The organism is Streptomyces chengmaiensis (genome assembly GCF_029846775.1).
Taxonomy (GTDB): domain Bacteria; phylum Actinomycetota; class Actinomycetes; order Streptomycetales; family Streptomycetaceae; genus Streptomyces; species Streptomyces chengmaiensis.
The window spans coordinates 127071-152408 of record NZ_JARWBG010000002.1 but is presented as its reverse complement, the minus strand read 5'-3'; the positions used below and the strand labels follow the sequence as shown (position 1 = coordinate 152408).

General features: G+C 71.5%; 20 protein-coding genes and 1 pseudogene. 16 read left to right on the top strand and 5 right to left on the bottom strand.

Annotation, left to right across the window (positions count from 1 at the left end):
* Positions 1-415: 415 nt before the first annotated feature.
* The 8 genes from fxlM (at position 416) to QCN29_RS02480 (ending at position 9306) form a co-directional block, all read left to right on the top strand.
* Positions 416-1621: a methyltransferase, FxLD system gene (gene fxlM, locus QCN29_RS02515; protein WP_279925931.1), complete on the top strand. Its 1206-nt coding sequence runs from the start codon at positions 416-418 to the stop codon at positions 1619-1621.
* Positions 1622-1691: 70 nt separating this feature from the next.
* Positions 1692-1883, top strand: a complete 192-nt coding sequence (locus tag QCN29_RS02510) for an FxLD family lanthipeptide (protein ID WP_398859093.1) — start codon at positions 1692-1694, stop codon at positions 1881-1883.
* A gap of 77 nt (positions 1884-1960) precedes the next feature.
* Positions 1961-5029 (top strand): lantibiotic dehydratase, encoded by a 3069-nt coding sequence (locus tag QCN29_RS02505; RefSeq protein ID WP_279925929.1) that lies wholly within the window; start codon positions 1961-1963, stop codon positions 5027-5029.
* The gene (locus QCN29_RS02500; protein ID WP_279925927.1) at positions 5026-6261 is read left to right on the top strand and encodes a lanthionine synthetase C family protein; all 1236 of its coding nucleotides are present in this window, start codon (positions 5026-5028) and stop codon (positions 6259-6261) included. Before QCN29_RS02505 ends, QCN29_RS02500 begins: the two co-directional genes overlap by 4 nt.
* Before the next feature lie 22 nt (positions 6262-6283).
* Positions 6284-7120, top strand: coding sequence for a thiopeptide-type bacteriocin biosynthesis protein (locus tag QCN29_RS02495; RefSeq protein ID WP_279925925.1), 837 nt, complete (start codon positions 6284-6286; stop codon positions 7118-7120).
* Entirely contained in the window at positions 7117-8265 is a 1149-nt protein-coding gene (locus QCN29_RS02490; protein WP_279925923.1) for a hypothetical protein, read from the top strand. The genes QCN29_RS02495 and QCN29_RS02490 overlap by 4 nt, the downstream gene beginning before the upstream one ends.
* 46 nt (positions 8266-8311) lie before the next feature.
* Positions 8312-8608 carry a hypothetical protein gene (locus tag QCN29_RS02485; RefSeq protein ID WP_279925921.1) on the top strand — a complete coding sequence of 99 codons (297 nt, stop codon included), beginning with the start codon at positions 8312-8314 and terminating at the stop codon, positions 8606-8608.
* Positions 8605-9306, top strand: coding sequence for a hypothetical protein (locus tag QCN29_RS02480; protein ID WP_279925919.1), 702 nt, complete (start codon positions 8605-8607; stop codon positions 9304-9306). The genes QCN29_RS02485 and QCN29_RS02480 overlap by 4 nt, the downstream gene beginning before the upstream one ends.
* 55 nt (positions 9307-9361) lie before the next feature.
* On the opposite strand, the gene QCN29_RS02475 is transcribed toward QCN29_RS02480, so the two are convergent.
* From QCN29_RS02475 to QCN29_RS02460, 4 genes are read right to left on the bottom strand one after another with little or no spacing between them, the layout of a single operon-like run.
* Complete coding sequence (locus QCN29_RS02475) at positions 9362-9868, bottom strand: hypothetical protein (protein ID WP_279925917.1); 507 nt, start codon at positions 9866-9868, stop codon at positions 9362-9364.
* Positions 9869-9870: 2 nt separating this feature from the next.
* Positions 9871-12090, bottom strand: a complete 2220-nt coding sequence (locus QCN29_RS02470) for a hypothetical protein (protein ID WP_279925915.1) — start codon at positions 12088-12090, stop codon at positions 9871-9873.
* Positions 12087-13835 (bottom strand): hypothetical protein, encoded by a 1749-nt coding sequence (locus tag QCN29_RS02465; RefSeq protein WP_279925913.1) that lies wholly within the window; start codon positions 13833-13835, stop codon positions 12087-12089. Before QCN29_RS02465 ends, QCN29_RS02470 begins: the two co-directional genes overlap by 4 nt.
* The gene (locus tag QCN29_RS02460; protein WP_279925911.1) at positions 13829-15277 is read right to left on the bottom strand and encodes a site-specific integrase; all 1449 of its coding nucleotides are present in this window, start codon (positions 15275-15277) and stop codon (positions 13829-13831) included. Before QCN29_RS02460 ends, QCN29_RS02465 begins: the two co-directional genes overlap by 7 nt.
* A 98-nt stretch (positions 15278-15375) precedes the next feature.
* On the opposite strand from QCN29_RS02460, the pseudogene QCN29_RS02455 reads away from it, so the two are divergent.
* The 3 genes and pseudogenes from QCN29_RS02455 to QCN29_RS02445 all read left to right on the top strand — a co-directional run.
* Positions 15376-15510, top strand: a pseudogene (locus QCN29_RS02455) (DUF4244 domain-containing protein); the annotation flags it as partial.
* A gap of 37 nt (positions 15511-15547) precedes the next feature.
* Positions 15548-15898 carry a TadE family type IV pilus minor pilin gene (locus QCN29_RS02450; protein ID WP_318036684.1) on the top strand — a complete coding sequence of 117 codons (351 nt, stop codon included), beginning with the start codon at positions 15548-15550 and terminating at the stop codon, positions 15896-15898.
* Positions 15895-16332 (top strand): Rv3654c family TadE-like protein, encoded by a 438-nt coding sequence (locus tag QCN29_RS02445; RefSeq protein ID WP_279925906.1) that lies wholly within the window; start codon positions 15895-15897, stop codon positions 16330-16332. Before QCN29_RS02450 ends, QCN29_RS02445 begins: the two co-directional genes overlap by 4 nt.
* Here the strand turns inward: QCN29_RS02445 and QCN29_RS02440 are convergent.
* The gene (locus QCN29_RS02440; protein ID WP_279925904.1) at positions 16223-18679 is read right to left on the bottom strand and encodes a DEAD/DEAH box helicase; all 2457 of its coding nucleotides are present in this window, start codon (positions 18677-18679) and stop codon (positions 16223-16225) included. The two genes, QCN29_RS02445 and QCN29_RS02440, sit on opposite strands and share 110 nt — an antisense overlap.
* Positions 18680-18838: 159 nt before the next feature.
* Between QCN29_RS02440 and QCN29_RS02435 the strand changes: the two genes are divergently transcribed.
* The 5 genes from QCN29_RS02435 (at position 18839) to QCN29_RS02415 (ending at position 25198) form a co-directional block, all read left to right on the top strand.
* Positions 18839-19192, top strand: a complete 354-nt coding sequence (locus QCN29_RS02435) for an STAS domain-containing protein (protein ID WP_240134319.1) — start codon at positions 18839-18841, stop codon at positions 19190-19192.
* Positions 19193-19430: 238 nt separating this feature from the next.
* On the top strand, positions 19431-19868 hold the full coding sequence (locus QCN29_RS02430) for an ATP-binding protein (protein WP_279925901.1): 438 nt from the start codon (positions 19431-19433) through the stop codon (positions 19866-19868).
* A 301-nt stretch (positions 19869-20169) separates the two neighbouring features.
* Positions 20170-22584, top strand: coding sequence for a sodium-translocating pyrophosphatase (locus QCN29_RS02425; RefSeq protein WP_279925899.1), 2415 nt, complete (start codon positions 20170-20172; stop codon positions 22582-22584).
* A 244-nt stretch (positions 22585-22828) separates the two neighbouring features.
* Positions 22829-23539 (top strand): small secreted protein, encoded by a 711-nt coding sequence (locus QCN29_RS02420; protein ID WP_279925897.1) that lies wholly within the window; start codon positions 22829-22831, stop codon positions 23537-23539.
* A 90-nt stretch (positions 23540-23629) separates the two neighbouring features.
* Positions 23630-25198 carry a DUF7059 domain-containing protein gene (locus tag QCN29_RS02415; protein ID WP_398859090.1) on the top strand — a complete coding sequence of 523 codons (1569 nt, stop codon included), beginning with the start codon at positions 23630-23632 and terminating at the stop codon, positions 25196-25198.
* The last annotated feature ends 140 nt before the right edge of the window (positions 25199-25338 follow it).

Here is a 25338-nt window from a genome sequence, read left to right as displayed (position 1 = left end):
CGCCGAAGCCGGACGGGGACGGCGTGTTCGCCGGGATCGTCCTGCTCACGGCGAACCTGCTCGGTCTGGGCGTCATCGTCGCCGGCCAGACCCCGCACTCAGCGAGTGCGGCCGTCGCCCTCGACGCCCCGCCCGCCCAGGAGACCCCGGACGCCGGTCCAGTCACCGCGAAGAAGGACAGCGGACCGGCTCATGCCGCCTCACCCCCGAGGGCGGCGAAGCCCGCGTGCCACGGCGCGGGCTGCACCACCGTCCCGTCCCGCCCGGAGAGCAGTGGCCCGGGCGGGACGGGACGGGACCACCAGACCCGCCCGACAGCACCGTCAACTTCCGTGGATTTGCTGCCCCATACGAGTCGGGATCTGGCTCTTCCAACCGTCCCCGTAACGCGATCACAGATGTCTAGGGTGATGTCATGACTACGGTCCGAGAAACCGATGACACGGCGGCCTCGCTCCGCGCGGCCATGGTGAGCGAGCTGCACGAGATGGGCGTGTTCCAGTCCGAGGCGGTCGCGAAGGCTGTCGCGACGGTGCCCCGGCACCTGTTCGCGACGGGAGAGCCGCTCCAGGCGGCGTATGCCGCCGACAAAGCACTGGTGATCAAGCGCGACAGGCAGGGCCAGGCGCTGAGCTCGCTGTCGGCCACGCACATCCAGGCGGTGATGCTGGAGCAGGCCGAGATCGAGCCGGGGATGCGCGTGCTCGAAGTGGGCTCCGGCGGCTACAACGCCGCCCTGATCGCCGAGCTCGTCGGAGAGGCGGGCACGGTGGTCACCGCCGACATCGACGCGGAGATCGTTCAGCGCGCCCGCGCCTGCCTGGACGCTGCCGGTTACGACCGGGTCCAGGTGGTGCTGGCCGACGCTGAGGGCGGCGTGCCCGAGCACGCGCCGTTCGACCGGATCATCGTCACCGCGGGAGCATGGGACATCCCGCCGGCATGGCGGGAGCAGATGTCCGAGCGGGGCAGGGTCGTCGTCCCCCTGCGTATGCGAGGGATCACCCGGTCGTTCGCGTTCGACCACGACGGCAAGGACCTCGTCAGCGACAGCTACCGGCTGTGCGGCTTCGTGCCGATGCAGGGCAGCGGCGCCTACACCGAGCGGCTCCTGCCGGTCACGGACGGAGTTGCTCTTCAGCTCGACGACCAGCGCCAGGAGTTCGACACGAAGGCCCTGGCCGCCGCTGTGCACGCGCCGCGGGTGGAGGTCTGGTCCGGTGCCGCCTTCGACATGCCCGATGAGCTGGAGCTGTTCCTGGCGACCAGCACGCCCCAGATGGTGATGCTGCACGGCAGCAAGGACCTGGTCGACCAGGGCGTACTCGCGCCGTCGGTGACGCGCGGTGTCCCGGCTCTGGTGGCCGGCGGCAGCTTCGCGTACCGGACCAAGCGGCCCAACGAGGAGACCGGCGGCTTCGAGAGCGGGGTGTTCGCCCACGGGCCCGACGCTGAGACGGTCGCCGCGCGGTACGCGGAACTGCTGCGGCGGTGGGCGAGCGATCACCGGCGCCGCGGTGCCGCCCGCATCCGCTACGTGCCGATGCCCGAGGGAGCGGCTGAGCCGTCCGCGAAGGTCGTGGCGAAGCGGCTCGGGGCCGTCGAAGTCTCCTGGTCATAGGCTTCCCACCCCCTGGCAGACCGCCCGGGGATGGGGCTGTGTGCACCACCCGACTCTCATGGAGGTTGTTGTGTCCGTGCAGTCCGAGGAAGCAGTGACTACGGTCCCCGCGGCAGCAGGGGGCCCGGAGGGGAGCGTCGACGGCTGGGACCTGGATGTCTCCATCGTCGAGTCCGGCCCCGAGGCCGACCGGCTCATCCAGATGACCGATGACGGCTGCGGCCAGACCTGCCAGTCCGCCTGCTCGACGACCTGCCCGTAGCCGTCCGGGCTTGTGAAGATCTGTGGTGCCCGGCCGCGCCTGCGGCCGGGCACCACGCGGCGATGAGGGGGTGGCTGGTGTACGAGTCCATTGATGCGGCCATGCTGCGTGCGGCGGCCTGGCCACCGGATCGCCGTATCCGGTTCTGGCCCGACCTGACCGGCGACGGCGACGGCCCGGCGTCGTGGCGGCCATGGCTGGAGCAGACCCTGCAAGTCCCCGGCTTCGCCGCCGCCCTGGGGCAGGCCAGCCCGGTGCTGGCACACCGCGTCCAGCAGATCTGTCAGGGGCGGCAACTGCCCGAGCCGGCCGTCCGCAAAGCGGTGGTCGCCCTCATGCGCTATGTCCTGCGCGCCTCGAGCCGGGCCACCCCCTTCGGCCTCTTCGCCGGTGTAGCGCCGGCCCGCATCGACGGCGTGTCGGCAGCCCGCATCGGCACCGGACACAGCGCCGTCGCCCGGCCGGATGCCACCTGGCTGGCGACGGTGATCGAACGCCTGGAAGCCGACCGGGTACTCCAGCCCCTCTTAACGGTCCAGGCTCATCCGCTCGCGGTGGAGCGGGACGGGCATGTGGTGCTGGAACACCGCCCCGCGGGCAGCGGCGGCGGTGCCCCCGAGCAGGTGCAGGTCCGCCTCACCACACCCGTCAAGGCGGCGCTGGACGCGGCCCGCGACCCCATCCGCACCGCGGATCTCGCTGCCCAACTGGCCGCCGACTTCCCCCACGTTCCCGCACCCACCGTCAGCCGGCTCCTGGCGGGCCTGATCGACCAGCGGCTTCTGGTCACGAACCTCCGCCCGCCGATGACGACGGCGGACCCGCTCGCCCATGTGCTGACCGTCCTCGCTTCCCAGGGCACCGCCGCGGCGGCCGAGCCGGCGGTGAAGCTGCGCGAGATCACCCGCGCGCTGGCACGGCACAACACCACCACCGACCCGTCGACCGCCCAGGCCGAGCGCGCCGACATCACCGCGGTGATGCGCGACCTCAGCCCGGTGGCCGGGCCAGTGCTGTCGGTGGATCTGCGCCTCGAGGCCGAGGTGACGCTTCCCGCCGCGGTCGCGGCGGAGGCCGCGCGGGCGGCCACCGCGCTCGTCCGGCTCTCGGGCCGCCCCGCGCTCTCCCCCGGCTGGGTGGCCTGGCACGGCCGCTTCCTGGAACGCTACGGGCCGCGCGCCGTGGTGCCGCTCCTTGAGGCGGTGGACAGCGACACGGGCCTGGGCTACCCGGCCGGATTCCTCGGCGGCCCACCCGCCCCGGCGCCCGCCGCCGTGAACGAGCGGGACACCAAGCTCCTGACGCTCGCGCAGAACGCGGCCCTGCGCCGCTGCCACGAGATCGTGCTGGACGACGCCATGGTCACCGACCTGGCCGAGAAGACCGGCCCGGAGATACGCATCCAGCCGACGACGGAGGTGACCGTACGCATCGGGGCCCGCAGCGTACGGGCCCTGGATGCAGGGGAGTTCACACTGGCGGTCGTGGGGGTGTCGCGGTCCGCCGGGACGACGACCGGCAGATTCCTGAGCCTGCTCGACACCTCAGACCAGGAGCGGATGGCCGCGGCATACGCGGCGGCGTCCACCGCGACCGAGAACGCGCTGAGGGTCCAGGCATGTGCGCCCCCGCTGTATGCGGGCACCGGGAACGTCGCCCGCACCGTGCAGGTGATGCCCGCCGCCGTCTGCCTCGGCGAGTGCCACGACGACGGCGGCACGGATCTGGTGCCCGTGGAGGACGTCGCCGTCACCGCGGACGCCCACCGCCTGCACCTGATATCGATCTCGCGGCGCCGGCCATTGGAGTTCGTGACCATGAACGCGGTGGAGCCGACCCGCCGCACCCATCCGCTGGTGCGGTTCCTCACCGAGGCCACCAACGCGCTCAGCGTCCCGTGCACCACCTTCGACTGGGGAGCAGCCGCCCGGCTGCCGTTCCTGCCCGCGCTGCGCTACGGGCGCACGATCCTGTCCCCGGCCCGATGGCGGCTCACCGGCGCCGACCTCGCCGACCCCGCAGCCGACTGGGGGCAGTGGGAGCGGTCCCTGTCCGCGTGGCGCGAGCTGGCCGCGGTGCCGAGCACCGTCTACCTGGGCGACGGCGACCAGCGCCTCCGCCTGGATCTGGCCGAACCCTCCCACCGGGCCCTGCTGCATACGCAGATGCGGCGCGACGGCACGGCGGTCCTGCGTGCCGAGAGTGCCGCCGACGCGGGCTGGATCGACGGCCGCCCTCACGAAGCCGTCATCCCCCTCACCACCACCAGCCCCGTCGAGGCGCCGCACTGGCTGCACACCAACCCGGTGGCGGAGCGCGAGCCGGGCCGCCTGCCCGGCTGCGACGGGCGGTTCTTCATCAAGCTCTACGCACACCCCTACCGCCACACCAGCATCCTGACCCGCCATCTGCCCCACCTGCTCCACCAGTTGGGCGACGAGGCGCGGTGGTGGTTCCTGCCCTACCGCGACCCCGACGATCACCTGCGGCTGCGCCTGACCGTCCCCGACTGCCAGGCCGCCGACGCCGCCGCGGCGATCGGCGCATGGACGAGGCGGCTCCGCGAAGCCGGGCTCTTGGCCCGGGTGCAGTGGGACACCGACTTCCCCGAGACCGCCCGCTTCGGAGGCAAAGAGGCGTGGGAGGCCGCCGAGGCGTACTTCGCGGCGGACTCGATGACCGCCGCCGCGCAACGGGCCGCCTGTGCGGCCAAGGACGGGCCCGACCAGCGGGCCCTGACCGCAGCCAGCATGCTCGACCTCACCATCGGGCTGATCGGCGAGGCGGGTGAGGCCATGCGGTGGCTCATCGACTGCGCCCAGAACACCGGCACCGCACCCGACCGCGGCCTGTACGACCAGGCGATCACCCTGGCCAACCCCCACGACCGCACCGCCCTGGCCGGGCAGCCCTGGGGAGGGGAGGTCATCGCCCGGTGGACGAGGCGGCGCGAGGCGCTGGCCGCCTACCGCCGCGCTCTCGCGAACACGGGAGGGAGCACGGCGACCGTCGTGCTGCCGGAGCTGCTGCACCTGCACCACACCCGCATGGCCGGCCTCGGCATGGAAGCCGAACGCCGCTGCGTGCACCTGGCCCGCGCCGCGGCCCTCAGCTGGACCGCCCGCGCAACCAGGAGAGCATCGTGAGGCCGATACCGCAGGCGCTGGCCCTGGCCGACACGCTGGCCACAGAGTTGTCCGACCCGCGCACCGCCTGGGATGCGGCACCGCCGGGCGGACGAGCGTGGCCGCAGTCGCTGGCGGGCGGCGCCGCGGGCATCGCCCTGCTCCACATCGAACGCGCCCACTGCGGCCGCGGCGACTGGGACACCGTGCACACCTGGCTGGCCTCGGCCGCCGCCGGTGACCTGACCGCCGCCGCGAACGCCAGCCTCTACATGGGAGCCCCGGCCCTGGCGTTCGCCATGAACGCCGCCGCAGCAGACTCCAGCCGGTACCAGCGCGCCCTGAAGAAGCTGGACGACGCCACGATCACCGTCACCCGCCGGCGCCTGGCCGCCGCCCACGCCCGCATCGAGAGCGGGCAGGCCCCGGCGATGAAGGAGTTCGACGTGATCCGCGGCCTGGCCGGGCTGGGCGCCTACCACCTCACACGTCACCCAGACCACCCGATCACCGCCGACGTCCTCGCCTACCTGGTACGCCTGACCGAACCCCGCCCCCAGGAGCACGGGCTCCCGGCGTGGTGGACCGGTGTGGCACCCGACGGCGACATCAGCCCCGACTATCCCGGGGGCCACGGGAACTTCGGCATGGCCCACGGCATCGGCTCCGTCCTCGCCCTGCTCTCCCTGACCCTTCTTGACGGCCCGGCCGTCGCCGGCACCCGCGAGGCGGTGGAACGGATCTGCGCCTGGATGGACCGGTGGCGCCGGCACGACACCACCGGACCCTGGTGGCCCGGCTTCATCACCCTCGACCAGGCCCGGCGCCACCGGGTCGATCCGGCGCTGCGGCCGAGGCCCTCGTGGTGCTACGGCATAGCCGGCACCGCCCGCGCCCAGCAACTCGCCGGCATGGCCCTCGGCGACCGCGCCCGCCAGCAGACCGCCGAGCACGCCATGCTCACCACCCTCCAGGACCCGGCCCAGCTGAACATGCTCACCGAGACCGGGCTCTGCCACGGAACCGCGGGGCTGCTCCAGGCCGCCTGGCGCATGGCCACCGACGCCACGACCAGTGCCCTCACGGCCGAACTGCCCCGCCTGACCGGGCGGCTCACCCGCCAGATCACCCACCTCACCCAGCGCGACCCGGAACTCCTGGACGGCATCGCCGGCAGCGCGCTCGCCCTGCACACCCTCGGCACCGACACGCCCCCGGAATCGGGCTGGGACACCTTCCTCCTCCTGGCATAGATGAAATCGGAGCCGAACGGACATGGACACCTCCTGGCGGCAGATCAACATCGCCTTCCCCGACTGGGACAGCGCCGAGCACACCGCCCTCACCCACCTCGTCCCGCTCCTGGACACCGCCGAGACCGCCCGCCTCATCGGCCCGTGGTTCTTCCTCCGCAAGGCCCCCCACTGGCGTATCCGCTACCAGCCACCCGGCGACCGGCCCGCGGCCGAGAACCACCTCCTTGACGCCCTCGGCCCCCTCCAGCAGGCCCGGCACATCACCGCCGTCACCCCGGTGATCTACGAGCCGGAAACCCACGCCTTCGGCGGACCGGAGGCCGTGGCCTGCGCCCACCGGCTCTTCCACCTCGACAGCCGCCACCTGATCGACCACCTCACCCGCCACCCCGGCCGGCCGCGCCGCCGCGAGCTGTCGATCCTGCTGTGCACCGCGCTGCTCCGCGCCGCCGGGCTCGACTGGTACGAGCAGGGCGATGTCTGGGCACGCGTGGCCGACCACCGCGACCCTCCCCGGCGACAGCCCGACGGCCGCCTGAAGACCCTGCACGGCGGTCTGCGTCATCTGATGACCGCGGACATCGCCCAGCTCACCCGCGAAGGCGCCCCGCTCACCGTCCCCGCCGCCTGGCCGCACGCCTTCACCACCGCGGGCCGCGAACTGGCTGCCCTCGCCGCCGACGGCCGGCTGCACCGCGGACTGCGCGCGGTCCTGGCGCACCACCTCATCTTCGCCTTCAACCGGCTCGGGCTCCCGCATGCGACCCAGGCCACCCTCGCCGCAGGCGCCAAAGCCGTCGTCTTCGGCCCCGACCCGACCAACGAGCACCAAAGCGCCCCGGGGGGCCCGGCATGAACGACCGGCTCCTGGCCTGGTTCCCGCTCATCCAGCGGCCCCGCCCGCCCGCACTCCCCCTCGACGCCCGGGTCCGCCAGCTGACGGACCTGGCCGCGCAGCCCGCCACCGGCAACATCCATCAGCAGGCCGTCCGCGCCGCCGAGATCTGCAACAAGGCCGCCCTCATCGCCTCCGACTGCGCCCTCCCCGACCTCGCCCGCCACCTGTGCTGGTCCCAGTACGCGGTGTTCGACCAGGCACGGCCGCTGCCCACCTGGGCGGTCAAGCTCGCCCTCCAGCCGCTCCTCAACATCGCCCGGCAACTCATCCGCGAAGGCGACGGCACCAGCGCCCACGCCATGCTCGAGGCCCTCTTCCACGCTGCCCGCGCCCGCACCTCCACCGAGATCGCCGGACGCACCGTGCACCTGCACCGGCTCACCAGCTCCGCCGATGGCCACAAGACCGTCGTCACCCTGGTGTGGGCGGCGCTCCTCGCCGACGGCACCCGCGCCCTCGCCCAGGCCGGCCGCTGGCACGAAGCCGCCGCAGCGGCAGCCGCCCACCGCGGCGTCGGCGCCCGGCTCCTCGACGGCCGCCAGATCACCATCCTCGCCCTCGCCCACAACCGGCAGCACGACGAGGCGCGGGCGCTGATCGAGAACAGCCGGCCCGCCGAGCCCTGGGAAGACGCCGTCCAGCACCTGCTGAGCGTCGCGTACCGAGAGGCCGATGCCGTACCGGCGATGCACATCGACGCCATGCTCACCGCCGTGCTCGCCCTGCAGCAGCAGCCTGCCCCCGGCACGGCCGTCTTCCGGACCCGGGCTGGGATCACCGCGCTGACCCTGGCCGCAGCCCACCCAGACGAGCGGATCCCCCTGCTCCAGGCGGACGTCCTGGCCATGGCCCACGCCGACGGCTACGCGGCCCGGGACGTGCTCACCCACCCGCCGCTTCGACGTGCGATGACGACCGCCCAGCGCCAGGCTCTGACCAGCCTGGTCCGCGCCGCAGGACTCGGCGCCGGGACCATACCGGCGCCCCTGTGCAGTGACCTGATGCGCGCAGTGCAGGCGGGTGAGGAGCGGCTGCGTCACAGCCTCGAACGCGACGCGGTCACCTCACCGACCGCACCTCCTGCCGGAAACCACGGAAGGTGAAGGCATCGCGCGGGAACTGTCCGTGGGCTGCCGTAGCGTGGAGCGCATGGCCTTGAGTACCGATGAACGTGACCTGCTGGAGATGATCGCCGACTCGCCCAAGCCGCTGGTGATGTCCGACTGCTTCCCCGCCCTGAACCCCGCCGAGCCCGGCATGGACGAGAACCACCCCGGTCACGAGGCGTGGACCGAGCGGCAGATCGCCTGGTACGGCGTCTCGGCGCAGTTGTGGAAGCGGGAACTGGTGCGCGTGGTGGTGCCCGCGGACGGCAGCCACGGCGATCTCGTCGAGATCACCGACGCAGGACGCGGGGCTCTCCGGGCCGCGGCGGCCCGCGCGTGACGGCGCCCGAGCCGCGGGCGCTGCCCGGCCCCGTCAGCGCGATCCGCCTCACCTACACCTGCGAGCAGAGCTGGTGGGACACCGGCGAGGACGAGCCTGAGATCTGGCATGTGGCCGCTGACCTCTATGACCTGGAGGGCGATACGAGCGTCGAGCGCGTCGGCGGCTTCGAGTTCTACCGCGCCGACCCCTATGCCACCCGTGACCTGTTCGGCGTCCTCGACGGCTACGACGGCGATGTCGGTGTGATCGCCGAGTCGATCCTCGACCCTTCCACCGGACACTTCCGCGACGACCTGGACGAGTACGCCGAGCCGTTCGGATCCGGCATGCTCCTGCTCAACTCCGCACAGCTGGCCCGCCCGTGGCGTGGGTTCGGCGTCGGCGCGGTGCTGGCAGGCAAGGCCATCGCCCGGCTCGGGGCCGGGGCCCGCGGGGCTGCCTGCTACCCCTCGCCCCTGGACCGCACCGGCCTCAAGGACGATGCCGCCCACGACCGTGCCGTCAGCGCCCTCCAACGCACCTGGTCCCGCCTGGGGTTCCGGCCATACCGCGACCACGGCGTATACGTCCTGAACCTTGGCACCACGGCCCTGAGCGAGGCCCTGCCGCCGCTGACCGAGCGAATCGAGGCCCTGCCGCAGCCCGACCGTGAGGAGTGGGAGGCGGGACTGGCCCGCGAAGCATCCTGCCCCTGACGATGCCGGTTGGTCCGCCGGTGCGGCGGGGGCGGACCAACCGGTGCCGTCCCGGTCAGCTACACGAGCCGAACGGCGCCGTGCGGTCCCCGGCGCCCGCAAGACGTCGCACGTTGCCCGCCTCGCCCGCCTGGGCGACCTGGCCGCGCAGGCGGGTGATCTCCTCGTGCTGGGCGGCCAGCCGGGAGACGGCCTGGACGCGGAAGTCCTCCAGCTCGCGCAGGGCCGCATCCCGGGCGGCGACGCGGTCCTTGAGCTGGGCGACCTCGGCCTTGAGGCGTTCGATCTGCGCGGTGCGGGGGTCGGGGACCTCCCCGGCGTCCTGCAGAGCCCTCAGGCGGCGTTCGAACTCCTCGCCGAGGTGCTGGTAGGGGCCGGGGCGTTCGGTGCCGTCACGGTTCTTCTTCGGGTAGAAGCCGGTGCGGGTCACCCCTGCCTCGGCCGCGAGGGTCTTGAGATCGCACTTGCCGCCGGGCGGCAGCTCGCCGCGCAGCATCCGGTCCATCGCCGCACGGATGGCCTGCTCGTTGCGCGTGCGGGTCTCGTCGCTGATGCGCGCCATGCTCAGCTCACCTCCTCGGCTTCGGCCTGTGTGGCATGGAGGATCTCGTCCACCACCCGCTGGGCCCGCTCCACCTCGGGCTCGAGCCGCTTCTTCTCGCCCTTGGGGAAGCGCGGGTTTGCCAGGAAGACCTTGCCGGTGCCGACCTGACTCTGCCAAACGGGCAGGTGACAGGGGTGGTGGGTGGCCTGCGGGCAGCGGGCGGAATCGCACATCCCGCCCAGTGGCTTCGTCGCGTCCGGGGTGCCCGCCAGTTTCAGGCACAGGGCCTTGTGCGGGTCGCGGAACCAGCAGTAGTTCGCGGTCTGCAGATGCAGGTGCTTGGACTGCTGCCGCAGCAGGTTCTCCAGCCGCCGCTCGGCCTCCATCACCGCTGCGGTGCCCGCCTCGTGGTCCTTGAGCGAGGCGTCGATGTGCTCGAACGCTTTGATCAGCTCACGGGCCCCGGGGCCCGCCGGCATGCGGCCCGCGCGGTAGTCCTCGAAGGCCTCCTTCGTGAGCTTCAGGTGGTTCTTGTCCTGCTCCCGTTCCACCTCGGCCAGCAGGTTGCCCTGGGAGCCGCCGGGCCGCATCGCATAGCCCTCGGTGGTGACCACGGAGACGTGCTTGAGGTGGATCTTCGCGGCCAGCAGCCCGCCGGGGCGGTGGGCCAGCGACAGAGCGAGCGTTCGCCGCAGCATCCGTCCGTTCACCGGCCCGGCCGGGATCGGCGCCAGGCCGAGCCGCTGGCCGGCGGGGCTGTTGACCCACTCCCGCATTCTCTTGTGCAGGAAGTCCATGGGCGAGCGGGCAAAAGCCCGCTCGCCCACCCGGGCCTGGTTGAGGCGGGCGGCGAGCTTCACCGCCCGCCAGGCCGGTTCCAGCACCACCCATTCCTCGGCGACGCCGCCGAACTCCTGCCCCTTGATCAGCTTGCTGCCCAGCTTGAAGCGCTGGGTGCCGCCGGAGACGGTGACCGGCGGCTGGGGGGAGTCGGCGGTCATCTCGTCCAGTTCCCCGGCCCGCATGCCGCTCAGGGCCGCGACCAGGACCCGGCAGGCCGCCAGGCTGACGATCTGCAGGCCTTTCAGCTCGTCCCCCGTCAGAGGCAGAGTCCACGGCGCCAGCTGCTGCGGGTCGTCGGCGCGGGGCACCCGGGAGGCGTCCCGGCCGAACATGCCCGCGACCCCCACCTCGGCCACCACGGGCTCCAGGAACGGACGAAGATCCTCAACCAGGTGGTCCGCGACCCTCGCGTATCTCGAGCCGGTCGCCTGCCCGAAGAACTCACCGACATCGACATTCAGCAGCGGATCGTCAGGTCGCCAGCCCCGTTTGACACGCCGCGTGACCTGCCGGGCGTCGATCGCCAGCAGCGGCACCCGCTCCCGGACATGCCACTCGGCGGCAGCAGCGACGCCTGCCTGGTGCTTCGCCGTGACGGCCCTCGGATTCTGCCCGCCCCTGTTCGCCCGGAACTCCAGCATGCGCTCGAACTCCTCCGCGACCAGCGGCCCGAGCGTCTCCACCAGATACAGAGCCGCTGCCACCGTGGGCTGGAACACCTCATCCGCCACCGGCGGGGTCGAGGACATGGCATAGGTCTCCCAGCCCGCGACCTCGCTCACCGTGTGCCCCTCCCACGGCGTGAAGCCGGGCCGGTAGGCATCCACCGTGAACAGATCGCGGTAGGTGGCCAGGTCCACCACCGGCCGCAGGATCGTCAGCATGGTGCCCGGCGTGATCGGCCCACTGCCCGCCCGGCGCATGCGGGTACGGCGCGAGCGCAACTCCCGGTACACCTCGCAGTGCTCCTGCATCACCTCACTCAGCGACGACATGCCCTGCTCGGTCACGAAGTTCATCCACCGAACCAACTGCACGCAGAAGTTGAACGCCGACTCCGGCTTGTACGGATCCCGCCGGGCCTCCGGCAGAGCAAGGACACGCTCATGGTCCGGCACGACCAGCGCGAACACGTACTCCTTGGCGGTCAGCCGCAGGGCCGGGTTGGTGATGCCGGTGAAGTCCAGGCGCTTGACGTTGCTCCGCACCCCCTTGGGGAACTTCACTGCCGACAGGTCCCAGAAGTCCTCGTCGAACACGGGACGCGGCCCGTCCGGCCACATGTCCCATCCGGCCTCGCGGCACACGTCCAGCCCCGCGAACGGGGACTTCAGGGCCCACTGGCGGGGGATGGGGCCAGCGGGGCTCTCGACGACCAGGGCGGTAGCGCGGGTCACTGGGTTCCTTCCTCGGGCCGAAGCGGCAGCTCGGAGTCGATGTCGTCCACCTCACCGGCCGCCTTCTCCAGCAGGCGGGTGTCGAAGCGGGGCAGGATGTCGTGGTCGAGGCGGTCGGCGTAGGGGCCGAACACCGCGAGGAACTGCTGCACGGTGAGCTGCCGCGACTGACGGGCGAAATAGGCCTTCAGCCGCAGCAGATTGGGTGCGTGCCGGGGTGTGAAGACCGCCAGCGGGCACAGCAGGCACACCCAGGGCCGGGCCGGACACGGCTTGCCCTTGGGGCCGTGGAGTCCGGCGAGCTGGTTGGCGCACGCCGCGGTGAACACGTCCATCTCTCCGCCCAGCAGCTCGGCCATCGCCTCGGCGTCCAGGCCCAGGCGGGCTGCCTGCTCGGGCTGCTCGGTGACGAACTCGGCGGCCTCCTCGTCGCTCAGCACGATGGGCGGGCGACTGCGGCGCAGGATGTCGGCCTGGGCGTCCTCGATGATGGCCTCCACCGCCTCGGCCTGGGCCGGCGTCGTGGTCGAGACGTAGTGGCTGCCCTCCACCGCGGCCGTGTGATTCGGGTCGATCTTCGTACGGCCGGTCCAGCCCCGACGCGCCAGCACGTTGTGGTATGTCGTCCGGATCCGCGCCGAGTGCAACAGCAGCGGCTCTCCCGCGTCCGTACGCAGATCCAGCTCCTTCGCCAGCTGACGCCGGGCCTTGTTCCCGCTCTTGGGGGCGGCCCGGGTGGAAAGCGCCGACAGCTGGGACTTCGCGCCGTCCGTGCTGCGGTACTCGGTGTCCAGGAAGACGAACAAGTCGCCGGCTATCGATTCCGGAGCCAGTCGCCGCACCGGCTCCGACAGCTCCAGCCAGCGCTCCAGCAGCCGCACGGCCCGAGCGGGAAGGTTCACCGATTCCGGGCCGCGGCGTCCCTTGACGTAGTCCATGAGCACCGTGCGGTCCCCGGTCCACGTGAAGTCCTCGAGCCCCAGGTCCCGGATCCCGTCCGGAACGACGCCGCTGTAGACGCCGAACAACAGCCGCATGGCCGTCGCCACCTGCACCGGCGGGTACATCGCGCCGCGCACGTCCCGGTACTGGCCGCCGATGCCGTCGCGGAAGTAGTCCACGGTCAGCCCCAGAACCTTGGCGGCGGCCGGGACTTTCAGCGGGCCGTGCTCACGCAGCAGCCACGCGAAGTTCTGCCGGTTCCGGCCGAGGTCGGAGTTGTCAGGACCCAGGGCGGCCAGCTCCAGGACCTCGCGCTGACGGTCCATGACCTGCTGCAGATAGTCCCGCAGCCCGGCCTCGATCTGCCGCCACTCGCCGTCGGTGTACGGCTTGAGCGGCTTGCTCCGGGGCGGGCTCTTGACGGCCTTGCCGTCCAGGTAGGCCCGAATGCCGGCGTCCACGCGGTCCCCGCAGCCGGCCAGCAGGCGCCGGGTGTGGAAGACGCGCCTGCCGCCGACGGACATCCAGTACGCAAGGACGTGGCTCGTGCGCAGATCCGCCAGGCTTCCGTCAAAGCCCAGCGCGGCCAGTTCCGCGACCATCCGGCGGATTGTCGACGTGTAGGTCACCGCGCTCTGACGTGCGGTGATGCGGCCCAGCGGGTGCACCATCTGGACCAGGCCGTGGGCGAGGTCCTCCGCAAGCTTCTCGTTGGCCGTGGAACTCAAGTCGCCCGTCCAGGCCGGATCGTGGGGGAAAGTGAACTCGATGCGCAGCGGGTCGTGTTCGACACGGGTCACCATGCGGCACCCTCCTCGTCGTTGAACTCGGCGTCCGCTTCGGCGGCGAACTGGCCACTGTGCTTGCCCGCCTCGTCGTAGAGCTCGCGGTAGATCCGCTGCACGTCCAGGCGCTGGATGTAAATCTCCGTAGTGGTCACGCTTGAATGCCCGAGCAAATCCCGCAGCACCATCAGTGGGTCCGCCTTCGTCAGGTACAGCGACAGCGCGGCGTCCTCACCGGCGTCCGCCACCAGGGCCGCCGCCCTCTGATAGTGGCCCTTGACCAGCCTTTCCAGTGTCGCCATCGCAAACGTATGGCGCAGGACATGGGGGCCGACCGTCGGGAACCGCGGCTCGAAGTCCCGCCGGATGCGCTCCGAGGTCCGGCGGAAGACAGTCGCCCAGTCGGTGAACGGCGTGCCGTCCGACTGCACCGCGATGATCGCGGGCGTGCCCTCCGGCGTCACCAGCCGCAGTCGCTCGTTCAACGTCAGCTTGCGCCAGGAGACCCGGCGGCCGTTGACCTTCCCGCCCTCCCAATCCGGGGCAGTGATCATCATTGGTTCACCCAGGCGCGGGTCAGGCCGGTAACGGCGGCCCTCCGCCAGCATCGCGCGGTCCAGCTCGATGTACTGGTGCACATCGGCCAGGACGTCGTAACTCGCCCACGTCTGGCGCGCCTTCCTGCCCTTCGTGATCTGCGCGGACAACGGGAAACGGACCGGAACCGTGCTACTGCGGGCAGGCAGAGCAGGCAGCTCGTACGTCAGCAGGTGCGTGAACTCCTGGGCCCGCAGACCGCTGGACGCCACGAGCGACCCCATGGCGGCGTTGCGCCCCAGGTGACGGCCGCGGAACGAGTCCGGCTCCCCGTCCGGGCGCAGACCGGCCAGCGCCCGCACGAACAGCTCAAGGAAGTCGCTCTCCAGATACTTCACCGTGACATGCGGCTTCGCCCTCCGCACCGTAGCCGTGTTCCGCCGCGCGAGCTGCACGCCGGCCTCGGTGTACCGACGGACCATCTGGTACGTGAACGGCACAGCCGGGCACAGCCCCTCATCCTCAGCCCACGCGTAGAAGCGCGCCACGGTGTTGATGTTCTGGTCCCACGTGCCCTCGTCCCAGCGGGCCTCCAGCGGCCCCGCGAACCGGTACTCCGAGAACGCGCTCAGCGCCTCCCGCAAGGGCTGCCGCTCCCCGAGCGGATCCACGCCGATCCTGGCCAGGAACTCCAGCCAGCAGCGCAGAGCCTGTGCGTAGTTCTTCCAAGTCCTATGAGATCGAGCGCCGTTGAGAGGGAGTTCGCGCAGCCAGCGGTTGGCCGCCACCGTGGGCCGGAGTACGCCGCCGTCCTCGAAGGCCAGGTCCTCGTCGATCAAGACCGGCATGCCTTCGGGGATCAGCGGCTGACGTCCAAGCTCCCAGCCCTCCCAGCCCGTTCGGCTGTAGAAGATCAGATGCATGCCGAGGACGGTATGTTTGAGACTCAGAGGAGTGCAAGAGACTTTGACATTGCCACTGATCTCGGACTACATCAAAGAGACACATGAACTAAGCAAGGACTACCTCCGAGTACGCCGTGGGAACGATCGCCGCCTGCGCGTTCGCAGCCGTGCTCTACAAGATCGTCACCAGCGCGGCCGTGTCAGGGGCGCTGCAGTCGGTGATCGGCAAAGCGCTCAATGCGCAGTTCTGATCGGCTGCGGGGCAGGCGGCCGCGGGACACGGGTTCGGTGACGGCGGAAGCGGCGATCGCCGTGCCGGCACTCGTGGTCTTCGCCATGGCGCTGGTCTGGGCGCTGACGGCCGCAGCCGCGCAGATCCAGTGCGTGGACGCGGCGCGGTCCGGAGCGCGTGCCGCTGCGCGGTCCGAGCCGTATGCCGTGGCTGTCGGGGCGGCGCGGGCGGTTGCCCCGCAGGGCGCGCGGATCACGCTGCTTCGGGCGGGCGATCTGTGGCGGGTGCGGGTGGAGGCAAGGGCCCCGGGCCCGGGAGCGCTGTCCCTCACCTTGAGGGCCGAGGCGGCCGCGCTGGCTGAGGACGCCGTCGGAAGCGCGGCGGTGCGAGGGGAGGCGGCGCGATGAGCAGCAGGGAGCGACCAGGGGAGCGGCCCGGGGAGCGGGGGTCGGCGACGGTGCTGACCGCCGTGGCGGTGACCGTGCTCTGTGCGGTCTTCGCGGCGGCCCTGGCGCTGGGGCAGGCGGTCGCCGCCCGTCACCGGGCCGCTGCGGCGGCGGATCTGGCCGCGCTCGCCGCGGCCGACCGGGCGCTCCACGGCGCTTCCGCCGCCTGCGCGGTCGCTGCCCGGACAGCGCGCGCTCAGGGGGCGGCGGTGGTGCGCTGCGCCGTACGCGGCGAGGTCGCGGACGTCACGGCGCGGGCCCGCTTCGGCCCGTATGCCCCCGCGATCAGGGCACGGGCGGGTCCAGCGGCGCCGATGGGCCCTGTGGTTCCTGTGGGTCCCGTGCTTCCTGCCGGGCCTTTGCTTCCACGGGGGCGTGCCGCAGCAGTTCCGTGAGAAGGCGTACGGCAGCCCTCTTGTGGAGCGGGTCGTTGCCGTTGCCGCACTTGGGGGACTGGATGCAGGACGGGCAGCCTGCCTCGCACTCGCAGGACGCGATGGCCTCGCGGGTGGCGGTGAGCCAGTCGCGGGCGGTGTGGAAGGCCCGCTCGGCGAAGCCCGCCCCGCCCGGGTGGCCGTCGTACACGAAGACCGTCGGGAGAAGAGTGTCCGGATGGAGTGGCACGGAGACTCCTCCGATGTCCCAGCGGTCGCAGGTGGCGAAGAGCGGCAGCATGCCGATGGAGGCGTGTTCGGCGGCGTGCAGCGCGCCGCCGAGCTGCTCGGGGCCCACGCGGGCGGCGTCCAGTTGGCCTTCGGTGACCGTCCACCACACGGCCCGGGTGCGCAGGGTGCGGGGCGGCAGGTCGAGCTTGGTCTCGCCGAGCACCTCGCCGGTGATGAGCTTGCGGCGGAGAAAGGAGACGACCTGGTTGGTGACCTCCACCGAGCCGAAGCACAGGCGTCCGTCCCCCCAGGGGACTTCTGTGTCGGTTTCGAGGACGGAAATGGAGGTGGTGTCGCGGGCGGTGGTGGAGTACGGCGGGCTGGCCTCCTCGACGAGGGCGACGGCGCTGCGGGGGTCTTCGAGATCGAGCTGTTTCACGAGATAGGTGCGGCCCTGGTGGAGGTGGACGGCCCCCTCGTGGACGGCGGTGTGGGCGGCGGAGGCGTCGACCGTGCCCAGCAGCCTGCCCGTGGCCGCCTCCACGATCTGGACCGGCCGCCCGCCCTCGCCCCGGATGTCGGTGAGATCGGCGGCGCGCTCGCGGCGGGTCCAGTACCAGCCGGAGGCCCGGCGGCGCAGCAGGCCGGCGGCCTCCAACTGGGGCAGGAGCGCGGGGACGGACGGGCCGAAGAGTTCCAGGTCGGGTTCGGTCAGCGGGTGCTCGGCGGCTGCCGCGCACAGATGGGGGGAGAGGACGTAAGGGTTGTCGGGGTCGAGGACCGTCGACTCCACGGGCTGCCGGAACAGCGCCTCGGGATGGTGGACGAGATAGGTGTCCAACGGGTCGTCGCGGGCGACGAGCACCGCGAGGGCGCCCTCTCCGGAGCGGCCTGCCCGGCCCGCCTGCTGCCACAGGGAGGCGCGGGTGCCCGGATAGCCGGCGATGACCACCGCGTCCAGGCCCGAGACGTCCACCCCCAGCTCGAGGGCGGTGGTGGCGGCAAGACCGAGCAGTTCCCCGGAGTGCAGGGCCTGCTCCAGGGCACGTCGCTCCTCGGGAAGATAGCCGCCGCGGTAGGCGGCGACACGCCCGGGAAGTGAGCGGTCGACCTCGGCCAGGCGCTCCTTGGCGATCACGGAGATCAGCTCGGCGCCGCGCCGGGAGCGTACGAAGGCCACGGTACGCACCCCCTGCACGGTCAGATCGGTGAGCAGGTCGGCGCTCTCGGCGGTGGCGGTGCGGCGGACGGGGGCGCCCTTCTCGCCGCGGAGCTCGGTCAGCGGCGGCTCCCACAGGGCGAAGACCAGCTCGCCGCGCGGGGAGGCGTCGTCGGCGACTTCCCGCACGGGCAGCCCGACGAGCCGTCCGGCAGCCGCGGCCGGCTCCGCGGCGGTGGCGGAGGCAAGGAGGAAGACGGGGTGTGCGCCGTATCGGGCGCACACCCGGCGCAGCCGGCGCAGCACCTGGGCGACATGGGAGCCGAAGACGCCCCGGTAGGTGTGGCACTCGTCGATCACGACATAGCGCAGAGCGCGCAGGAAGGAGGCCCAGCGGGGGTGGGACGGGAGGATCCCCCGGTGCAGCATGTCGGGGTTGGTGAGGACGTAATTGGCGTACTGACGGACCCATTCGCGTTCTTCTACCGGCGTGTCGCCGTCGTAGACCGCGGGCCGGATCCGGTTGCCCAGGGGCTGAGCGAGCTCCGCCACGGCGCGTCGCTGGTCAGCCGCCAGGGCCTTCGTGGGCGCGAGGTACAGGGCCGTGGTCCCCCTGCCGTTCGGCGCCTCTGATCCGTCGAGCAGGGTGGAGAGCACGGGCACGAGGTAGGCCAGCGACTTGCCGGAGGCGGTGCCGGTGGCGATCACGACGGACTCGCCGTCCAGGGCGTGCTCGGCGGCGGCGGCCTGGTGGGCCCAGGGGTGGTCGATGCCGGCCTGCTGAATGGCGTTGATCACTTCGGGGCGGATGCGGTGCGGCCAGACTGCATGGCGACCCGGCCTGGGGGGCAAGTGCTCCGTATGAGTGATGCGCGCAGCCCGGCCCGCGCCCGCAGCGAGGCGGTCGAGGACCGCATGAGGAGAGGGCCGGGTCTCCCGGCTCTCGGGTGGTCGTCTGGGACGCGGATTCCTGGCCATCGGCACGAGTGTGTCACCGGCGTGACGGACAATGGGCCCAAGGCGTCGTGCATGGCTGCTGGTAAGTGATTGAATGCCATCGCGGCTGGCGACCGTCCTCCGGCTCCGCCGGGGAGACCTGCGGGGGCGGCCGCTCGATAGCAAGGTGCTGGAGGATCCGTGGACCTGTCCCTGTCGACTCGCACTGTGACCGGCCGAGGCGGCGACCGCACGGTCGTCGAGGTCGGTGGCGAGATTGATGTGTATACCGCGCCCAAGCTGCGCGAGCAGTTGGTCGAGTTGGTGAACGACGGCAGTTACCACCTGGTCGTCGACATGGAGGGCGTGGACTTCCTCGACTCCACCGGCCTCGGCGTGCTCGTGGGAGGACTGAAGCGCGTGCGCGCCCATGAGGGCTCGCTGCGCCTGGTCTGCAACCAGGAGCGCATTCTCAAGATCTTCCGGATCACGGGCCTGACCAAGGTGTTCCCGATCCACAACACGGTCGAGGAGGCCGTGGAGGCCACCGACTGAGGCCCGGCCGTGCTGCCGAGACCCACAGTCGGCCGGAGAAGGTCGGCGGAGGCCGGAAGGGCCCGAGAAGGCCGAAAGGGCCGGTGGCGGGCCGACGCGGCCGGAAGAGGCCGCCGGCGCGCAGCCGGTCGGCTGCGCGCCGGGACCCACAGTCGGCCGAAGCCGGGAGAAGGAAGTGAGGGCACCGGGCAGCCAGCCCGGGGCCCCGTGAGCACGCTCGAACGCCCGAGGGGGATGCATGGCTACCGTTGAGCTCCGCTTCAGCGCTCAGCCCGAGCACGTCAGGACCGCCCGTCTGGTGGCGGCCGCTGTCGCGCGTCGGGCCGGGGTCGACGAGGCAGCGCTGGACGAGGTGCGCCTCGCGGTGGGAGAGGCGTGCAGCCGTGCGGTGGGGCTGCACCGAAGCCACGGCATCGTGGCGCCCGTCAGGGTGGTGCTGACCGAGGAGGAGAAGGCGTTCTCCATCGAGGTCGGCGACGAGGTCCCCGGCGCGGGTCGCGGCGCGGCTGCCGGAGTCGAGGGCGCGGAGCCGGAAGCGGAGGGCGAGGGGGCCGACGATCAGATGGGGCTCGCCGTCATCAGCGGCCTCGTCGACGATGTGGAGGTCTCCTCCGGCGAAGACGGCGGAGTGATCCGGATGAGCTGGCCGGCCAATCCGGCCAGTGCCGGTTCCTGACCCGCCGCCGGCCCGCCGGGACCCGTCGGGAGCCGGCCGTTCCCACCGCCCGCGCCGCCCGCGCGGCTCTGACTGTTGCATTGCGAAGAGGCCCTGTTCAGCAGGGCCTCTTCGCATTTTCTAGATCATCGATCAAGCGTCAATGCGTTTGCCCCATTACCGCTTTCGAGGGTAGTTCCGGAACGCGATCAATTGCTGAGTAGCCACTCAAGGTCAATTCCATTTGCCGCGCCCTGTTTTGATCAGGTTCCGCTCCCTACAATCCGTCCACATCTTGGGCTCTGAACGTCAAGGAGGACGAATGGCGGGGCTCTTCAACCCGGCACTGATCGATCACCCCACTTCCCTCGCGGCAGCCGTACTCACCGATGACAATCGGATGATCGTCATTGTGATCGCGGCGGTCGCCGTGGCGGCTCTGTTCGTCGCGCAGCTGCTTGTGCGCCAGGTGCTCGCCGCAGGCGAAGGCACCGATTCCATGAAGAAGATCGCGGCAGCCGTGCAGGAAGGGGCGAATGCCTATCTGGCACGGCAGTTGCGCACACTCGGCATCTTCGCCGTCGTCGTGTTCTTCCTGTTGATGCTGCTGCCCGCGGACAACTGGTCGCAAAGAGCGGGCCGTTCGGTCTTCTTCCTGGTGGGCGCGCTCTTCTCGGCCGCCACCGGATACATCGGCATGCGACTTGCCGTACGCAGCAATGTGCGTGTGGCCGCCGCCGCGCGAGAGGCGACCCCCGGCGAGGGCGAACCGGAAAAGGATCTGACGTCCGTTGCGCACAAGGCCATGAAGATCGCGTTCCGCACGGGAGGCGTGGTCGGCATGTTCACGGTGGGCCTCGGCCTGCTGGGCGCCGCCTGCGTGGTTCTCGTGTACGCGGCCGACGCACCCAAGGTGCTCGAAGGCTTCGGCCTGGGCGCGGCGCTGATCGCCATGTTCATGCGAGTCGGCGGCGGCATCTTCACCAAGGCCGCGGACGTCGGCGCCGACCTCGTCGGCAAGGTCGAAAAGGGCATCCCCGAGGACGATCCGCGCAACGCCGCCACCATCGCCGACAACGTGGGCGACAACGTCGGCGACTGCGCGGGCATGGCCGCCGACCTTTTCGAGTCCTACGCCGTCACCCTCGTGGCCGCCCTGATCCTCGGCAAGGCCGCCTTCGGCGACGCAGGCCTCGCCTTTCCGCTGATCGTCCCGGCGATCGGCGTGGTCACCGCGATGATCGGCATCTTCGCGGTCGCCCCGCGGCGCGCCGACCGCAGCGGGATGACCGCCATCAACCGCGGCTTCTTCATCTCCGCGGTGATCTCGCTCGCCCTGGTGGCCGGAGCGACGTTCATCTACCTGCCCTCCTCCTACGCGGAGTTGACCGGTGTGACCGAGGCCGCCATCACGGCGCACGACGGGGACCCGCGCATCCTGGCCCTCGTCGCCGTCGCGATCGGCATCGTGCTGGCCGCCCTGATCCAGCAGCTGACCGGCTACTTCACCGAGACCAACCGCCGTCCGGTACGGGACATCGGCAAGACCTCGCTGACCGGGCCCGCCACCGTGGTCCTCGCCGGCATCTCCATCGGCCTGGAGTCGGCCGTCTACACCGCGCTGCTCATCGGCCTCGGTGTCTACGGCGCCTTCCTGCTCGGCGGTACGTCGATCATGCTCGCGCTCTTCGCGGTGGCGCTCGCCGGCACCGGGCTGCTCACCACCGTCGGCGTCATCGTCGCCATGGACACCTTCGGACCCGTCTCCGACAACGCCCAGGGCATCGCCGAGATGTCGGGCGACGTCGAAGGCGCGGGCGCCCAGGTCCTCACCGACCTCGACGCCGTCGGCAACACCACCAAGGCCATCACCAAGGGCATCGCCATCGCCACGGCCGTGCTGGCCGCGGCCGCGCTGTTCGGCTCGTACCGCGACGCCATCGCCACCGCGGCGGCGGAGGTCGGCGAGACCCTCGGCGAAGGCGCTCCGATGAACCTGGTGATGGACATCTCGCAGCCCAACAACCTGGTCGGCCTGATCCTCGGCGCCGCCGTCGTCTTCCTCTTCTCCGGTCTCGCCATCAACGCGGTGTCCCGGTCGGCGGGGGCCGTGGTCTTCGAGGTGCGGCGGCAGTTCCGCGAGCATCCGGGAATCATGGACTACTCGGAGAAGCCGGAGTACGGGCGGGTCGTCGACATCTGCACCAAGGACGCCCTGCGCGAGCTGGCCACTCCCGGACTGCTCGCCGTGATGACACCCATCGCCGTCGGCTTCTCACTGGGCGTCGGCGCCCTCGGCGCGTTCCTCGCCGGAGCCATCGGCGCGGGCACCCTGATGGCGGTCTTCCTCGCCAACTCCGGTGGCGCCTGGGACAACGCCAAGAAGCTCGTCGAGGACGGCCACCACGGAGGCAAGGGCAGCGAGGCGCACGCGGCGACCGTCATCGGCGACACCGTGGGCGACCCGTTCAAGGACACGGCGGGCCCCGCCATCAACCCGCTGCTGAAGGTGATGAACCTGGTGGCGCTGCTGATCGCGCCCGCGGTGATCCAGTTCAGCTATGGAGATGACGCCAGCCCGGCGGTTCGCGCCCTGGTCGCGGTGCTGGCGATCGGCGTCATCATCGGAGCGGTGTACACGTCCAAGCGGCGCGGCATCGCCGTGGGCGACGAGGGGGAGGGCGGCGAGGCGACGGAGCGGAACGCCAAGTCGCCCGATCCCGCGGTGGTTTCCTAGCCCCAAGGGCACAACCCGGCTGACACGCCGGTGCGAAGAGCGGGTGGACGGCGCATCACCGGGCGCCGTCCACCCGCTTGTCTCTGCCCAGGCCTCTGCCTCTGTCTCCGCCTTCGTGAGTCTCGTCTCGTGCCACGCTGGTGCAAATGGCTGCAATAGCCTATGAATCGGATGCACGACACGCGTTTGTCGCCCACTTGGCGTGTATGTTCCGGGGCCGAGAGCCTTGGAAGGGACCAATCCGGTGAACAAGAAGCTTGCGGCCGCACTGTCCGGCGGTGCGGTGCTCGTACTCGCGCTGTCGGGGTGCAGTGACGACGACGGCGACGAGAAGGTGAACGCCTGGGCCAAGACCTTCTGCGACCAGGCGCAGCCGCAGTTCGAGAAGCACAGTGCCGCCCACCAGTCGATCATCTCGACCGCGGCCGACGGCCAGCCCGCCGACATCAAGCAGGCCGACTCGGAGGCGTTCCAGGACATCGCCGAGGCCGACCAGGCTCTCGCCGACGCCATCCAGGAGGCGGGCGTGCCGCCGGTGGAGAACGGCGAACAGCTCCAGCAGGACGCCATCACGGAACTCGAAGCCGCGTCGAAGGCCTACCAGGACCTGAAGAAGCAGGTCGACGCTCTCGACGCGAGCAACCAGCAGGCGTTCGCGAACGGCCTGCAGGACGTCGCGGAGGGCCTGGCCGAGATCGAGAACATGGACCAGGACGCGCTGGAGAAGCTGCGTTCCGGCGAGCTGGGCACCGCGATGTCGAAGCAGCCCGGCTGTCAGTCGACTGCGACGTCCAGCCCGGCTGGCGGCGGCGGCAACGCGGAATCGGCGGAGTCGCCGAACGCGTCCACCCCCTCGACCTCCGCCTCGTCTTCCGCCTCGTCCTCGTCTTCCGCCTCCGCCTCCGCCTCCGCGCGTGCGTCCGCGTCTGAGTCCGCGTCTGGGGCCGACTCCTGAGCCGGGTCTGATGCCGTGTGACGGCCCGGCTCCCACGCGGTGGGCCGGGCCGTGCGGCGATTGTCAGCGGCGGCGACCACAATGGGTCGGGTGAGTACGACCACCCCTGCCGCAGGCCTCCCCCTGTCCGCCTCCCTCTCCGATGACTCCGACGCCTCCGCGGGCTCCGCGCTCCGCCTCCGCGAGGCGCTCCTCGACGCGGCCTTCACCGCCGACGGGCTGCTCGATCTGCTCGGCGCCCCCGCCTATGCCGCGCTCGCCCGCAGCGAAACCGTGCCCGCGCTGCGCGCCACCCGCGGGGACGGCGCGCTCGACACGCTCGTACGCCTGTTTCTGCTCCAGCGCCCCGTGGCCGCCGACCGCGCCCGTGCCGCCCTGCCCCTGGAGGAGTGCCTCGCCGACGGCTGGCTCGTCGAGGACGGCGAGCAGGTCCGCGCCACCGTGGACGTACGGCCGTACGGAGGACCGGAGGGAGAGGACTGGTTCGTCGTCTCCGACCTCGGGTGCTCGGTCGGCGGATCGGGTGGTGCGAGCGGCAGGGGCGAAGGGGTGGTGCTCGGCGTGGGCGGTGCGTCCACCACGCTCGCCGGGATCACCGTGCGCACCCCTGTCGGCTCCGCGCTCGACCTCGGCACGGGCTCCGGCATCCAGGCGCTGCACGCCGCCCGGCACGCCACTCGGGTGACCGCCACGGATGTGAACCCCCGCGCCCTGCACTTCGCACGGCTCACCCTTGCCCTCTCCGGCGCCCGGCCGGCCGATCTGCGCGAGGGTTCGCTCTTTGAGCCGGTCGAAGACGAGACCTACGACCTGATCGTGTCGAACCCGCCGTTCGTGATCTCCCCCGGTGCGCGGCTGACGTACCGGGACGGCGGCATGGGCGGCGACGATCTGTGCCGCACGCTCGTCCAGCAGGCCGGTGACCGGCTGAACGACGGCGGTTTTGCCCAGTTCCTCGCCAACTGGCAGCACGTGGAGGGCGAGGACTGGCAGGAGCGCCTCCGTTCCTGGGTGCCGCGCGGTTGTGACGCGTGGATCGTCCAGCGCGAGGTGCAGGACGTGACCCAGTACGCCGAGCTGTGGCTGCGGGACAGCGGCGACCACCAGGGCGACTCCGGGAGGTATGCGGCGCGGTACGAGGAGTGGCTGGAGGAGTTCGAGGCGCGGGGGACCAAAGCCGTCGGCTTTGGCTGGATCACACTGCGGAAGTCGAACGCGGAGCGTCCGTCGATCGTGATCGAGGAGTGGCCGCACCCGGTCGAGCAGCCGCTCGGCGAGGTCGTGCGCGCTCACTTCGACCGCATGGACTATCTGCGGACGCACGATGACGCGGCCCTGCTCGCCGACCGCTTCACCCTGGCGCCGGAGGTGGTGCAGGAGCAGGTCGGCATGCCGGGCGCGGAGGATCCCGAGCATGTGGTGCTGAGGCAGAACAGGGGCATGCGCCGGGCGACCCGGGTCGACACCGTGGGCGCGGGCTTCGCGGGCGTCTGCGACGGCACACTGAGCGCCGGCCGGATCCTGGACGCGATCGCCCAGCTCATCGACGAGGACCCCGTGGTGCTGCGCGACCGGACGCCGCAGGCGCTGCGCCGGCTGATCGAGGAAGGATTCCTGGAGCCGGCCGGCGAAGCGGGAGAGGAGTCCATGGGGACATAGGCCTTATGCCGGGGGATCGCGGTGGGCCAAGGAAGAAATCAGCCAATGCCCGGCTTCCGCCCCTCCCCCGACGCCTCCCCCTGATGCCTCCTCCCGGCGCCTGCCTCCGACGTCGGCGCCTGAGGCCCTGCCCCCGAGGC